This is a genomic window from Pseudomonas sp. B21-040 (assembly GCF_024748695.1).
Taxonomy (GTDB): Bacteria; Pseudomonadota; Gammaproteobacteria; order Pseudomonadales; family Pseudomonadaceae; genus Aquipseudomonas.
The window spans coordinates 1,506,340-1,518,887 of the sequence record NZ_CP087176.1; the positions used below are offsets into that span (position 1 = coordinate 1,506,340).

At 57.5% G+C, this 12,548-nt stretch carries 12 protein-coding genes and 1 pseudogene; 8 read left to right on the plus strand and 5 right to left on the minus strand.

Translation table 11 applies throughout. From position 1 onward, the window contains the following. Positions 1 to 24: 24 nt before the first annotated feature. The 3 genes from LOY55_RS06845 to LOY55_RS06855 are packed head-to-tail and all read left to right on the plus strand — an operon-like array spanning position 25 to position 2,401. Complete coding sequence (locus tag LOY55_RS06845) at positions 25 to 777, plus strand: 5-oxoprolinase subunit PxpA (RefSeq protein ID WP_046033304.1); 753 nt, start codon at positions 25 to 27, stop codon at positions 775 to 777. Beyond that, positions 774 to 1,478, plus strand: coding sequence for a 5-oxoprolinase subunit PxpB (gene pxpB, locus LOY55_RS06850; RefSeq protein WP_258667819.1), 705 nt, complete (start codon positions 774 to 776; stop codon positions 1,476 to 1,478). The genes LOY55_RS06845 and pxpB overlap by 4 nt, the downstream gene beginning before the upstream one ends. After that, complete coding sequence (locus tag LOY55_RS06855; protein ID WP_046033306.1) at positions 1,475 to 2,401, plus strand: biotin-dependent carboxyltransferase family protein; 927 nt, start codon at positions 1,475 to 1,477, stop codon at positions 2,399 to 2,401. Before pxpB ends, LOY55_RS06855 begins: the two co-directional genes overlap by 4 nt. Before the next feature lie 120 nt (positions 2,402 to 2,521). Here LOY55_RS06855 and LOY55_RS06860 read toward each other — a convergent pair whose 3' ends face one another. Next, a complete protein-coding gene (locus tag LOY55_RS06860; protein ID WP_223522412.1) occupies positions 2,522 to 3,700 on the minus strand; it encodes a VWA domain-containing protein in 1,179 nt (392 codons plus the stop codon). A gap of 12 nt (positions 3,701 to 3,712) precedes the next feature. Beyond that, on the minus strand, positions 3,713 to 4,558 hold the full coding sequence (locus LOY55_RS06865) for a MoxR family ATPase (protein ID WP_046033307.1): 846 nt from the start codon (positions 4,556 to 4,558) through the stop codon (positions 3,713 to 3,715). Between the two features lie 202 nt (positions 4,559 to 4,760). Between LOY55_RS06865 and LOY55_RS06870 the strand changes: the two are divergent. Next, positions 4,761 to 4,992 (plus strand): annotated as a pseudogene (locus LOY55_RS06870) (DUF4160 domain-containing protein). Then, positions 4,980 to 5,483: a DUF2442 domain-containing protein gene (locus LOY55_RS06875; protein ID WP_258667820.1), complete on the plus strand. Its 504-nt coding sequence runs from the start codon at positions 4,980 to 4,982 to the stop codon at positions 5,481 to 5,483. The pseudogene LOY55_RS06870 and the gene LOY55_RS06875 overlap by 13 nt, the downstream one beginning before the upstream one ends. On the opposite strand, the gene LOY55_RS06880 is transcribed toward LOY55_RS06875, so the two are convergent. Then, the gene (locus LOY55_RS06880; protein ID WP_046033309.1) at positions 5,480 to 6,556 is read right to left on the minus strand and encodes a DUF748 domain-containing protein; all 1,077 of its coding nucleotides are present in this window, start codon (positions 6,554 to 6,556) and stop codon (positions 5,480 to 5,482) included. The two genes, LOY55_RS06875 and LOY55_RS06880, sit on opposite strands and share 4 nt — an antisense overlap. Positions 6,557 to 6,685: 129 nt before the next feature. On the opposite strand from LOY55_RS06880, the gene cysK reads away from it, so the two are divergent. Both cysK and LOY55_RS06890 read left to right on the plus strand, forming a co-directional pair. Beyond that, the gene (gene cysK, locus LOY55_RS06885) at positions 6,686 to 7,660 is read left to right on the plus strand and encodes a cysteine synthase A (protein ID WP_109787955.1); all 975 of its coding nucleotides are present in this window, start codon (positions 6,686 to 6,688) and stop codon (positions 7,658 to 7,660) included. 216 nt (positions 7,661 to 7,876) lie between these two features. Next, a complete protein-coding gene (locus LOY55_RS06890; protein ID WP_077430705.1) occupies positions 7,877 to 8,815 on the plus strand; it encodes an aspartyl/asparaginyl beta-hydroxylase domain-containing protein in 939 nt (312 codons plus the stop codon). A 128-nt stretch (positions 8,816 to 8,943) separates the two neighbouring features. On the opposite strand, the gene LOY55_RS06895 is transcribed toward LOY55_RS06890, so the two are convergent. Together LOY55_RS06895 and LOY55_RS06900 are read right to left on the minus strand one after the other, a co-directional pair. Next, complete coding sequence (locus tag LOY55_RS06895) at positions 8,944 to 10,362, minus strand: IS1182 family transposase (protein ID WP_223525272.1); 1,419 nt, start codon at positions 10,360 to 10,362, stop codon at positions 8,944 to 8,946. 302 nt (positions 10,363 to 10,664) lie between these two features. Continuing rightward, positions 10,665 to 11,210, minus strand: coding sequence for a hypothetical protein (locus LOY55_RS06900; RefSeq protein WP_109787956.1), 546 nt, complete (start codon positions 11,208 to 11,210; stop codon positions 10,665 to 10,667). Positions 11,211 to 11,656: 446 nt separating this feature from the next. Between LOY55_RS06900 and LOY55_RS06905 the strand changes: the two genes are divergently transcribed. Beyond that, positions 11,657 to 12,520, plus strand: a complete 864-nt coding sequence (locus tag LOY55_RS06905; protein ID WP_046033312.1) for a DMT family transporter — start codon at positions 11,657 to 11,659, stop codon at positions 12,518 to 12,520. The last annotated feature ends 28 nt before the right edge of the window (positions 12,521 to 12,548 follow it).

Genomic DNA, 12,548 nt, shown 5'->3' on the forward strand with positions numbered 1-12,548 from the left:
ACAATGCCTACAGGAGTGTTCACCGTGAGCCGCCTGCTATTGAACTGCGACATCGGCGAGAGTTTCGGCAACTGGACCATGGGTCTGGACGCCGAGGTCATGCCCTTCATTGATTGCGCCAATATCGCCTGCGGTTTCCACGCCGGCGACCCGAGCATCATGCGCAAGACCGTCAGCCTGGCCCTGGGCAATGGCGTACAGATTGGCGCACACCCGGCCTATCAGGACCTGGTCGGTTTCGGCCGTCGCTCCATGGCCTACACCCCCCAGGAACTGCAAGACATTCTGCACTACCAGATCGGCGCTCTCGACGGCATCTGCCGGGCTCAGGGCGCACGTGTCAGCTACGTCAAACCTCACGGCGCGATGTACAACGACATGATGGCCAACCCGGCACAATTGCGCGCGGTGCTTCAGGCCGTGGCGTCTTACGACCGGACATTGCCGCTGATGTTGATGGCCACCCGAGACAACAGCGCCGCGCAACAACTGGGCGATGAATATGGCGTGACCTTGTGGTTCGAAGCCTTTGCCGACCGTGCCTACGACAGCGCTGGGATGCTGGTCTCTCGACAACTGCCGGGGGCGGTGCATCACGATCCGGAAAAAATTATTGAGCAGGCGCTGACCATTGCCCGTGGCGATCACCTTGTCGCCAGCGACGGCAGTGCCTTGCACTTGCAGGCCAACACCCTCTGTGTGCACGGCGACAACGCCAGTTCCGTGGCTGCCGTGCGCCGGATTCGCCAAGCCCTCGATGAGCAGAGCGCACCATGAAACCGCGCGTGGAAGTGGTGGCGCTGGATTGCCTGATGCTGCGTCTGTTCGACGAGATCAACGAGGCCAACATGCCGTGGATGCTCGCCGCCAGCGAGCGCTTGCGCGAAGCCTTTGGCAAGCAACTGATTGACCTGGTGCCGTCTTATACGACTCTGATGGTGCATTACGATCTGCTGGCATTAACCCCGGCTCAGGCTCGGGAACTGATTGCCGAAGCCTTGATCGATTTGTCGCCCAACGCCCGTAGCCGTGGCAAATGCCATGTGTTGCCGGTCTGGTACGACCTGAGCGTCGGCCCGGAACTGAGCCTGTTGTCCAGGCGCTGTGGGCTGGCGGTGGACGACGTCATCCGCCGCCACTGCGAGCGTGAATATCAGGTGTTCGCGCTAGGCTTTGCGCCAGGTTTCGCATTCATGGGGCTGGTAGAAGAAGTGCTGGCGGCTCCACGTCTGAATACGCCCCGCAAGAAGGTGGCGGCGGGCAGTGTCGGGATTGCCGAGCGGCAAACGGCGGCTTATCCGGTGGTTTCGCCCGGAGGCTGGAACCTGATCGGTCGCACCCCAGCCAAACTGTTCGACCGTGAGCGCGACGGCTACAGCCTGATGCAACCGGGAGACACCGTGCGCTTCGAAGCGGTCGACCATGCCGAATTCATCAATCTGGGCGGTGACGATACGCCATTGGAGGCGCAGGCATGAGCCGCTTATCCATTGAAGCGAGTACGCCGCTGTGCCTGTTGCAGGACGCCGGTCGTTTTGGCGTGCGGCACTTGGGCGTGACCCAGGGGGGCGGGCTGGATTGGCGATCGATGTCCTGGGCCAACTGGCTGCTGGGCAATGACCTGAACGCGCCGGTGATCGAAATCACCCTCGGCGGATTCACGGTGGTGGCCGAAGAGGATTGCGTGCTGGCACTGGTCGGGGCGGATCTGGGGGCACAGGTGCAGGGCGAGGCACTGGCGCCGTGGCGCAGTTTCAGGCTGCAAAAGGGCCAGCGATTGCACTTCACCCAGCCGCTGCTCGGGGCTCGGGCTTATCTTGCGGCACCCGGTGGGTTTGATGCGCCAAACGTACTGGGCAGCCGTTCGACGGTGGTCCGTGAGGAACTTGGCGGCCTGGATGGGATGGGTCGGGCCTTGGCCAAAGGTTCGCAACTGAGTTACTCCGGGAGTGCATTGCTACTGCTGCGAGAATTGCCGGAGGAGCATCGACCGGACCTCACCAACGATTCGCCGCTGGATCTGGTGCTGGGCGCACAGATCGGCGAGTTCAGCGGGCAGAGTCTGTTCGACGCGTTCAACAACGCCTGGACCCTCGACAGCCGCGCCGACCGGATGGGCATTCGCCTGTTGGGTATGGCGTTGCAGTACCAGGGCAAACCAATGATCTCCGAGGGCATCCCGCTCGGCGCGGTGCAGGTGCCACCGGATGGGCAGCCGATTGTGTTGCTCAATGATCGGCAGACTATTGGTGGGTATCCACGATTGGGCGCGTTGACGCCGTTGGCGCTGGCACGATTGGCGCAGTGCCTGCCGGGAGCGAAGGTGCGACTGCGGCCGGTGGTGCAGGATGTGGCGCATCGGGAGCAGGTCGAGTATTTGCGGCGGTTTTCAAAACGCTAAAAGCATCGCTGGCAAGCCAGGCTCCTACAGGGATTGAGGTCGCTCACAAAACATGTGAACCACTTAAATCCCTGTAGGAGCCTGGCTTGCCAGCGATGAGGCCCGAACGGACAGCGAAGATTACTTGGAAAGAAACCGCATCCCTTCTTCCAACCCACGAAGGGTCAGCGGATACATCTGGTCGTCAATCAAGTCCCGCACAATGTTGGTCGACGACGTATAGCCCCACGTATCTTTCGGATACGGGTTGATCCAGATGAGTTTCTTGTACTTCTCCTTGAACCGCTGCATCCACACATAACCGGCTTCTTCGTTCCAGTGCTCGACGCTGCCGCCGGCCTGGGTGATTTCATAAGGCGCCATGGCGGCATCACCGATGAAGATCACTTTGTAGTCGGCGCCGTACTTGTGCAGCAAGTCCTGGGTCGATGTGCGTTCGGAGGTGCGACGCATATTGTTCTTCCACACTGATTCATAAATGAAGTTGTGGAAGTAGAAGTACTCCAGGTGCTTGAACTCGGTCTTGCAGGCCGAAAACAGCTCCTCGCAGATCTTTACGTGGGCGTCCATCGAGCCGCCGATGTCGAACAGCAGCAACAACTTGACGGTGTTGCGCCGCTCCGGCCGCATCTGGATATTCAGCAGCCCTGCATCCTTGGCGGTGTGGTCGATGGTGCCGTCGATATCGAGTTCTTCTGCTGCACCCTGACGCGCAAATTTGCGCAAGCGGCGCAGGGCAACCTTGATGTTGCGCGTGCCCAGCTCGACAGAATCGTCGAGGTTCTTGTACTCGCGCTGATCCCAGACCTTGACCGCCTTGCCCTGGCGTTTGCCGGCATCGCCGACCCGAATGCCTTCCGGGTTGAAGCCACCGGAGCCGAACGGGCTGGTGCCCCCGGTGCCGATCCACTTGTTGCCACCGGCATGGCGTTCTTTCTGCTCTTCGAGGCGCTTCTTGAACTCTTCGATCAGTTTGTCCAGGCCGCCGAGGGACTGGATCGCCGCCCGCTCTTCGTCGGTCAGCGAACGTTCGAATTCCTTGCGCAACCAGTCTTCGGGAATCAGTGCCTGAAGGTGATCGTCGAGTTTTTCCAGGCCATTGAAGTAAGCCCCGAACGCCCGGTCGAACTTGTCGAAATGCTTTTCGTCCTTCACCAGAATCGCCCGGGACAAGTAATAGAACTCGTCCATGTCGGCGAAGGTCACGCGCAGTTTAAGCGCGTTGATCAGGTCCAGCAGCTCGCGCACCGAAACCGGCACTTTGGCGGCACGCATTTCATTGAACAGGTTGAGCAACATGGCATCAGCCTCTTAGCGGGTGCCGCGGCGGCTCATGAACGCCAGGCGTTCAAGCAGTTGCACGTCCTGTTCGTTCTTGACCAGCGCGCCGGCCAGCGGCGGGATGGCTTTGGTCGGATCGCGTTCGCGCAGTACCGCTTCGCCGATGTTGTCGGCCATCAGCAGCTTGAGCCAGTCCACCAGCTCGGACGTCGATGGCTTCTTCTTCAGCCCCGGCACTTTGCGCACGTCGAAGAACACGTCCAGCGCTTCGCTGACCAGGTCTTTCTTGATGTCCGGGTAGTGCACGTCGACGATCTTTTGCATCGTGGTGCGGTCCGGGAAGGCGATGTAGTGGAAGAAGCAGCGACGCAGGAAGGCGTCCGGCAGCTCTTTCTCGTTGTTGGAGGTAATGATGATGATCGGGCGCTTCTTGGCCTTGATGGTCTCGTCGATCTCGTAAACGTAGAACTCCATCTTGTCGAGTTCTTGCAGCAGGTCGTTCGGGAATTCGATGTCAGCCTTGTCGATTTCGTCGATCAGCAGAATCACCCGCTCTTCGGATTCGAAGGCTTCCCAGAGCTTGCCCTTTTTCAGGTAGTTGCGAACGTCATGGACCTTTTCCGTGCCCAGTTGCGAGTCGCGCAGGCGGCTGACCGCGTCGTACTCGTACAGGCCCTGATGCGCCTTGGTGGTGGACTTGATGTGCCAGGTGATCAACTTGGCGCCAAGCGACTCGGCCAATTGCTCGGCCAGCATGGTTTTGCCTGTACCTGGCTCGCCCTTGACCAGCAGTGGACGTTCCAGGGTAATGGCGGCGTTGACCGCCAGCTTCAGGTCATCGGTGGCGACGTAGGCCTGGGTGCCTTCGAACTTCATCTGCTAATCCTCGAACGGTGACGCCGACCTGAGTAATGCAGGCCGGGACGCAATAATTGTGATGCCCGACTATACCGCGCTGCCCGGTCGACTGTGAACGCAGACGACTTATTCAGTCTCTGAATGGCACGTCACATATTGACTCAGTCTCGGCTGCTGGCCAGTATTGAGCTATCGCCATTTTGGCGATAGCTTTCGGGGCATGTCTACTAAATATCGATTTCGCGACACATACCGTATTCAGTTGCGCGAGAAGGATCATCCGCCACCCCCATGTCCACCTGACAGGGGGTGGGCTGGATGTAATGCTCAGCCTTGAAACCGTAGAAGTCATGGTGGGCAAGGCACCGCCGCTGATAATCAAGGAAGCGCTCGAGTGGGTCAGCGCCCATCAAGTGCCGTTATTGGAGGATTGGAAACGATGTTACCCATGAAGCGACCGCGGCTGTTGGCCGTTCAGGCATTGCCGGAAAACCGTCTGGCGCTGACCTTTATCGATGGCCAACAACTCACACTCGATTTGAGCCGTGACCTGCAAGCCTATCCAGGGTTGCAGCCATTGCAGGCGCAGGCTGCGTTTGAAGGCGCCGCGTTGGCCGATGATGGCTGGAGCGTCGAGTGGCCTGACCTGGACATCCAGATAGGGGCTGATACGTTGTATCTGGATGCGCTCGCTCAAAACTCTCCCGATGAAAACACGCGAACGTTCATTGAATGGCGCGCTCGCACCGGTTTGTCACTCAATCAGGCAGCGGAGGCGCTTGGGGTGAGTGCGCGGAGCATCACCCGATATAGTAGTGGCCGTGAAGCGGTGCCACGATCGTTAGCCTTGGCCTGTCTGGGATGGGATTTCTTGCAACAGCAATCAACGTCTACACGAGCCGCAGAAACAAGGGGGCGCTATACCGTCACACGCAAACCTTAGCCCGCTTCCGGCTTCGGCTGCTCATAGCGCGCATTGAATGCCTGGATGAAACCATTGCGTAAAATCTGCAAAAACGCCTGAAACGCGCTGATATCCTGCCGATGCACATTGCCGCGCAGTTCCACTCGGGTTGCAAACTGGTTTTTGCCCTGGTTTTTCAACACGGTTTCGGAGCCGCCGACGATGGCCTCCCAGATGGATCGGAAGATCCCTTTGTCCTTGTTTTCCACGTCCTGTTGCCAATTGAACACGTCGACGTCTTTGAGCAATGGTTTGATATAGCCCGTCAATTGGGCTTTTTTGGCTTGCGCTTCAATGACCACATCACCGTGGCCCGCATTGAAATCGAATTTGCCGTAGGCCGCGGCGAAATCGTTCATGCGCTTGAGTTCGATGTCCTTGGCGCGCAGGCGAAACTGGAAGTCTTCAAAATTGCTCAATGGGTCGAACGTTGCGCTGGTTTCCAGTGGCGCATGCCCCAGCAGCAGGGCTTTACCGTCGAAGCGGGCGTCTCGCTTGCCTTTAGTGTCGACCACGTTGGTCAGGTTATAGATGCTGGCGTTGACCTGCGTGGCGTTCATGTTCACCGGTGGCTTGGAGTTGAAGTTTCGAAAACTGAGCTTGCCGTCGTGGATCTGCACCTCATCCAGGGTTATGGGTAACAATTTGCCAAGTTGTGCGCGCCAGTCGGTGCCCTGACCGGTCTGAGAGTTCTGCTTATTGGCACCGCCATCGACAAAGTTCACCTCGGGATTGAAGAACTGCACATGGGCCACCACCGCGTGGTCGTACCAGAGCGAGTGCCAACTGACCGCGAGGTCGATCAAAGGTGCGTTAACGAAAGGCACAGGGACCTTGCCGTCGACTTTGACGATTTTCAGTCCGTTGATTTTGTAGGCGCCGCGCCACAGGGCCAGGTCTACGTCCGTGATCTGCCCGCTGTAGTCACCCATATTCGCCAGTTTGTCGTTCAGGTAGTTGCGCACCATGTAGGGCAGGGCGATGTGCAGGGCAATCAGGAGCACAACGAGGCCGACGAAGATCCACAGGGGCCAGCTGTATCGACGTTTCATGGTGGCAAATCTCTGGCGATGTAAAACCATTGACTGCGCTGACAGCCGGACGTTCGACCTGACTGGACGCCCAAGGGCAAGAGGCTTACCTTGATGCGCTAATTCCATGCTGTAGCTAAGGACCCAGTCATGAGCCGTATCTTCGCTGACAACGCCCACTCCATCGGCAATACGCCTTTGGTGCAGATCAACCGCATCGCCCCGCGCGGCGTGACCATCCTGGCCAAGATCGAAGGGCGCAACCCCGGTTACTCGGTCAAGTGCCGGATTGGCGCGAACATGATCTGGGATGCCGAGAGCAGCGGCAAACTCAAGCCTGGCATGACCATCGTCGAACCCACCTCTGGTAATACCGGCATCGGCCTGGCATTTGTTGCCGCAGCACGTGGTTACAAGCTGATGCTGACCATGCCGGCGTCCATGAGTATCGAACGGCGCAAAGTGCTCAAGGCACTCGGCGCCGAACTGGTGCTGACCGAACCGGCCAAGGGCATGAAAGGCGCGATTGAAAAAGCGGGCGACATCGTTGCCAGCGATCCGGCCAAGTACTTCATGCCGGCGCAGTTCGACAACCCGGCCAACCCGGCCATTCATGAAAAGACCACCGGTCCGGAAATCTGGAACGATACCGACGGCGCGGTCGATGTGTTGGTGGCTGGGGTCGGAACGGGTGGAACCATCACCGGTGTTTCGCGGTATATCAAGAATACACAGGGCAAACCGATCATCTCGGTGGCCGTGGAGCCTGCTGTTTCACCCGTGATAAGCCAGGCCATCGCCGGTGAAGAAATCAAGCCGAGCCCACACAAGATTCAGGGTATCGGTGCCGGTTTTGTACCGAAGAACCTGGACCTGACGATGGTTGATCGAGTGGAGCTGGCCACTGACGACGAGTCCAAGGCCATGGCCCTGCGCTTGATGCAGGAAGAAGGGATTTTGTGCGGTATCTCGTGCGGCGCTGCCATGGCGGTCGCTGTCCGTCTGGCGGAAACCCCGGAAATGCAGGGCAAGACCATCGTGGTGATCCTGCCGGACTCCGGTGAGCGCTACCTGTCGAGCATGCTGTTCAGCGATCTGTTTACCGAACAGGAGAATCAGCAGTAACAGCGGCTGCGGCTAAGTAGCCATTGATAATGGACAGAGGACATCAGGTCAGCCTCCGTTCAGGGAACTTATGCTAAGAAGGGCTTTGTTGCGCAATCTTTAATACTGAATGTTGCGACGGGCGGGTATTTCCCAAGGTCGGGAATGTTTATCATGGCCGACTGCCACGTCGGGTAAAAGGCGTTGAGCAATGAGCCTATTCTCAAGGAGTCGTTGATGAGTTTTTCGTTTGCCGCGAAAACGTCGGTGTTGCTGCTATTTTTCTGCAGCACGCTCTATGTCCATTTGCGTGGCAAGGCGCGTCTGCCGGTCTTGCGTCAATTCGTCAACCACTCGGCTTTGTTTGCGCCCTACAACGCCTTGATGTACCTGTTTTCCGGCGTGCCATCCAAACCCTATCTGGACCGCAGCAAGTTTCCGGAACTTGACGTACTCAAGGACAACTGGGAAGTCATCCGCGACGAGGCCATGCACCTGTTCGACGAGGGTTACATTCGCGCTGCCGAGAAGAATAACGACGCCGGTTTCGGTTCGTTTTTCAAGAAAGGCTGGAAGCGTTTTTACCTCAAGTGGTATGACAAACCACTGCCATCGGCCGAAACCCTGTGCCCGAAAACCGTGGCGTTGGTCAGCAGCATTCCCAACGTCAAGGGTGCAATGTTCGCGCTGTTGCCGGGTGGCAGTCACCTCAATCCGCACCGTGATCCGTTTGCCGGTTCCTTGCGTTATCACCTGGGGCTGTCGACCCCCAACTCCGATGATTGCCGCATCTTTGTGGATGGCCAGGTATACGCCTGGCGCGATGGCGAAGACGTGATGTTCGATGAGACTTATGTGCATTGGGTCAAGAACGAAACCGAGAAAACCCGGGTGATCCTTTTCTGCGATATCGAACGTCCGTTGAGCAACCGCGTCATGACCCGCATTAACCGCTGGATCAGCAGTCAGCTCGGTCGCGCCACAGCACCTCAAAACCTTGATGATGAACGCGTCGGCGGGATTAACCGGGCGTATGCCTGGAGCAAGAATTCCAGCGACAAGTTCAGCGGCGTGATCAAAAAGTGGAAACGTCGCAACCCCAAGGCCTACCGCGTGCTGCGGCCGGTGTTGGCGGTGGTGGTGCTGACGTTGTTGGGGTATTGGTTGTTTGGGTGAGACCCGTCAAGAAATGAAAAACCGCTCCCTGGCAGACTGTGTGAAAACGCGCTGAAGGCCGGCCCAACAAACGCCCCGACTTGTTCGGGGCGTTTGTTTTGGTGCGGGCGACAGGCGAAAAAAGCCTTTCAGCCCATTAACGCCATCAATTGGCGGGCCCCGAGCACACTAATTGCGCGTTTTAGGTTGTAGGCACTCACTGCCAAGGCCATTTCCGCTCTCGCGCCCTCCAGTTGACGCAACAGGAAGCGAGCATTGCCAAACAGCCATTGCTTCAGGTTGCCGAAGGGGTGCTCAACAATGGATCTTCGGTTGGCCATCATCTGCGGATGGGCCAGCATTCGTTGCTCCATTCGCTCAAAGGCTTCTTCATGGGCGTGGCGTGAGACGTAGCGGCGCTGAGCGCCAGTGCATTGGGATTTGAGCGGGCAGGCGGCGCAGTCGCTGACATCTGCCTGATAGATCCGATCGCCCTTGTGGCGCTGTTTGAGCGTTAACCACTTGCCTGCCGGGCACTGATAACGATCGTGTTCGGCTTCGTAGATAAAGTCTTTGCGCTCAAAAAAGTCCTCACCACCAGGATTGACCGAGCGGTTGGGCGGCACATAAACGGTAATCGCAGCCTCCTCGCAGGCCTGAAACTGCTGGCCGTTGGAGTAGCCGGCATCGGCAGTCACGGTCAGGGCATCTTGTTCCAGCTGTTCTTTGGCGGCTTTAGCCATTGGTTCGAGTTGCTTGCGGTCGTCGCCATCCTGGGTAACCTCATGATGCAGAATCAGGCAATGCTTGGCATCCACGGCGCTCTGCACGTTATAGGACACACGCGGCCCCTTGGGCGTGCGCATCATTCGGGCATCGCTTTCGTGGGTGTTGAACTGCTCCAGGCCCATCGAGTTCATCAGCGCTTGGCAGCTCTGATTGTCCTGCTGGCGAACTTTAAGCTGCACCAGTGCTGTTTTGATCGCGCCGCGATCAATCACCTCTCCCGCATCGAGCCTGTCAGCCTCATCCAGTTCGGCCAGATACTGAGCGATGCGCTTATCCAGTTTTTCTTCCTGACGCTTGAGTTGCTTGAGGTTCATATGGCGCCGCGAGGAAGCGACTGCCTGAAACTTGCTGCCGTCGATGGCCACCAAGTCTCCTGCGATCAGACCGGCCATGCGGCAAAACCGGACGAAGGCACCGCACGTCGCCACAAAGGCGGATTTGTTGTTTTTGCGAAAGTCGGCGATGGTCTTGAAGTCGGGCTTAAGCCGGTTGATCAGCCACATCACTTCGATGTTGCGCTGGCACTCGGCTTCGAGACGCCGCGATGAGCGAATCCGCTGAAAATAGCCATAGAGGTAGAGCTTGAGCTGATCGGCAGGATCATAAGAAGGACGACCTGTGCTTTTGGGCAGCGCTTTATCAAAGCCCAGTTGCACCAGATCCAGCTTGGCGACGTACAGGTCAATAACCCGAACGAGATGATCCTCGGGGATCAGTTCTTCCAGCGAGACCGGGAACAGACTGGTCTGGCTACGGGACTCACCTTGGATGTAAGCCATAACGAAAAATGCTCCGTATCTTTCGATACGGAGCATTTTCTTTGAGCTTTGCGCAGATTGCTAGGTTTTCACACAGTCTGCTGGAGCGGTTTTTTTTCGCCTTTTTCAAGGGCGTCCTGCGAGCAGGCTCGGTTCGTCGCCTTCGGTGCCCGTGACAAGTATCTGTAAGAGACGCCGCTGACTGGCAGTCAGTTCTACAGCGATGGTCTTGTCTTCAGTAGTGCGCGAGCTTTTCCTTGTGGCGGACCTCTTGATGACTTTGCGCATATTCCCTCCGTGGCTGGTTACTAATTGAACAATTGTCACGATACAAGGTGCTCCAATGTTTTGACAAGCCGGCCTTCTGTGTCGAAGTCAAAGCCAAGCTCCTGATAAATTGATACCGCACCTTCCTGAGGCTCCTGAACTTCGAGGAATCGGCTGCCGATGATTTTTGCGTAGTGTTCAATGGCAATCATCGACAGTGTCGCCACGCGATTTTTCAATGGATGTGCTTCCTTTGGACGCCCCTCCAGTCGCACGATGCGGATTCGCAACCGACTTTTGTTTGGATTCGCGAAGCACATTCCACAGAGTTCGTCCTCGAACCAGATGGCAATATCCAGAGCCAATGGCTCTCGAGCTTTCCATCCAACAACGTCGCCCCACGAAAAATGTGGATGTTCCCAATGCTCGAAAGCACCCAGTGCCTGCGCGTTGATCGCTTCGAAGCGCACCCTGGATAAATCGAGGGCGGTTGGGCCGGCTAGTTCCAGTTCATGTTGAAGCTGGGAAGTACTAGCGGCAGCCAGCTTTCGAGCCCTTGATTTATACAACTGATACCGCAGACACGTCCGTTCCCTTGGCATGTGATCTCTTGCATTCCCTGTCCTCCCAACGCGGGCGATTCCCTTTCACTCAGAGTAAGCAGCACTTCTCCGGCTGTCGTTACTGGCCCTTTGTCCAGGTCATTGCAATCTATGTCAGTCGCTGGTTATAGTCGGCGCACGGTGATTTCCAGCCCACCGTCAACCTCATCAAAAAAGATCAGCCCATGCCTGCATCCCACATCAACGCGGTAGTCGATTCAGCGGTCAACGCTGTCGTGGTGCCGTGCGGGAATCAGCAGCCTGTGCAGATCAGTCATTACCCCCCACCTGTCAGTAACACACCGGTGTGTGCAGTCGTATCGCCGCCGGGTGTTGGCATTTCGGGCTGATCAGCGTCTCTTTGCTGTTCCCCTGTGCCCCCAGAAAAAACAACTGAATTTCAGCTTCGGCTGAGTTGGCTTTTTGCCTGACTACAGGTGGTTTTCATGTTTGTCCTTTCGAAAAAAACCGCGCTCGCGGCGGCGTCCACGAGCCTGTTCGTCCTGCTGTGGAGCAGTGGGGCGATCTTCTCCAAATGGGGCCTGGCCCACGCGTCACCGTTTGCCTTTCTGTTGTTTCGCTTCGTGATTGCCTTGTGCGGTCTGGTGTTGCTGGTGCCGTTGCTCAAGCTGAAGTTGCCCAAGGGCGGTAAGCCGATGCTGTATGCGATGGCCACGGGCATGGTGTTGCTGGGGGCTTATCAGATTTTCTATCTGCTGGCCCTGGACCTGAAAGTCACGCCGGGTGTGATGGCGACCATCATGGGTGTACAGCCCATTCTGACGGTGGTCATCATGGAGCGTCAGCGCTCCATCAGCCGGATGTTCGGTCTGGCATTGGGCCTGACCGGATTGATCATGGTGGTGTATCAGGGCATCGGTCTGGCCGGCATGTCACTGGCCGGCATGCTCTACGGTTTGCTGGCGCTGGCGAGCATGACGTTCGGCTCGATCATGCAGAAGCGCATCACCGACAATCCTCTGGGCACTTTGCCGGTGCAGTACCTGGCGGGGCTGTTGCTGTGCGGGATCTTCGTACCGTTCCAGCCGTTTCATTTCGAACAGAGCACAGGTTTTATCGTGCCGGTGTTGTGGATGGGGCTGGTGGTGTCGGTGCTGGCGACGTTGCTGCTGTATCGCCTGATCGCCCGGGGCAATCTGGTGAATGTCACCAGTCTGTTTTACCTGGTGCCGGCGGTAACGGCGGTGATGGACTATCTGATTTTCGGCAACAGGCTGGCGGCGTTGAGCCTGCTGGGCATGCTGCTGATCATCGTCGGCTTGGTGTTTGTGTTCCGTAAGACAGCGTAAACACCCAAAGGCCCGGAGCATTGGCTCC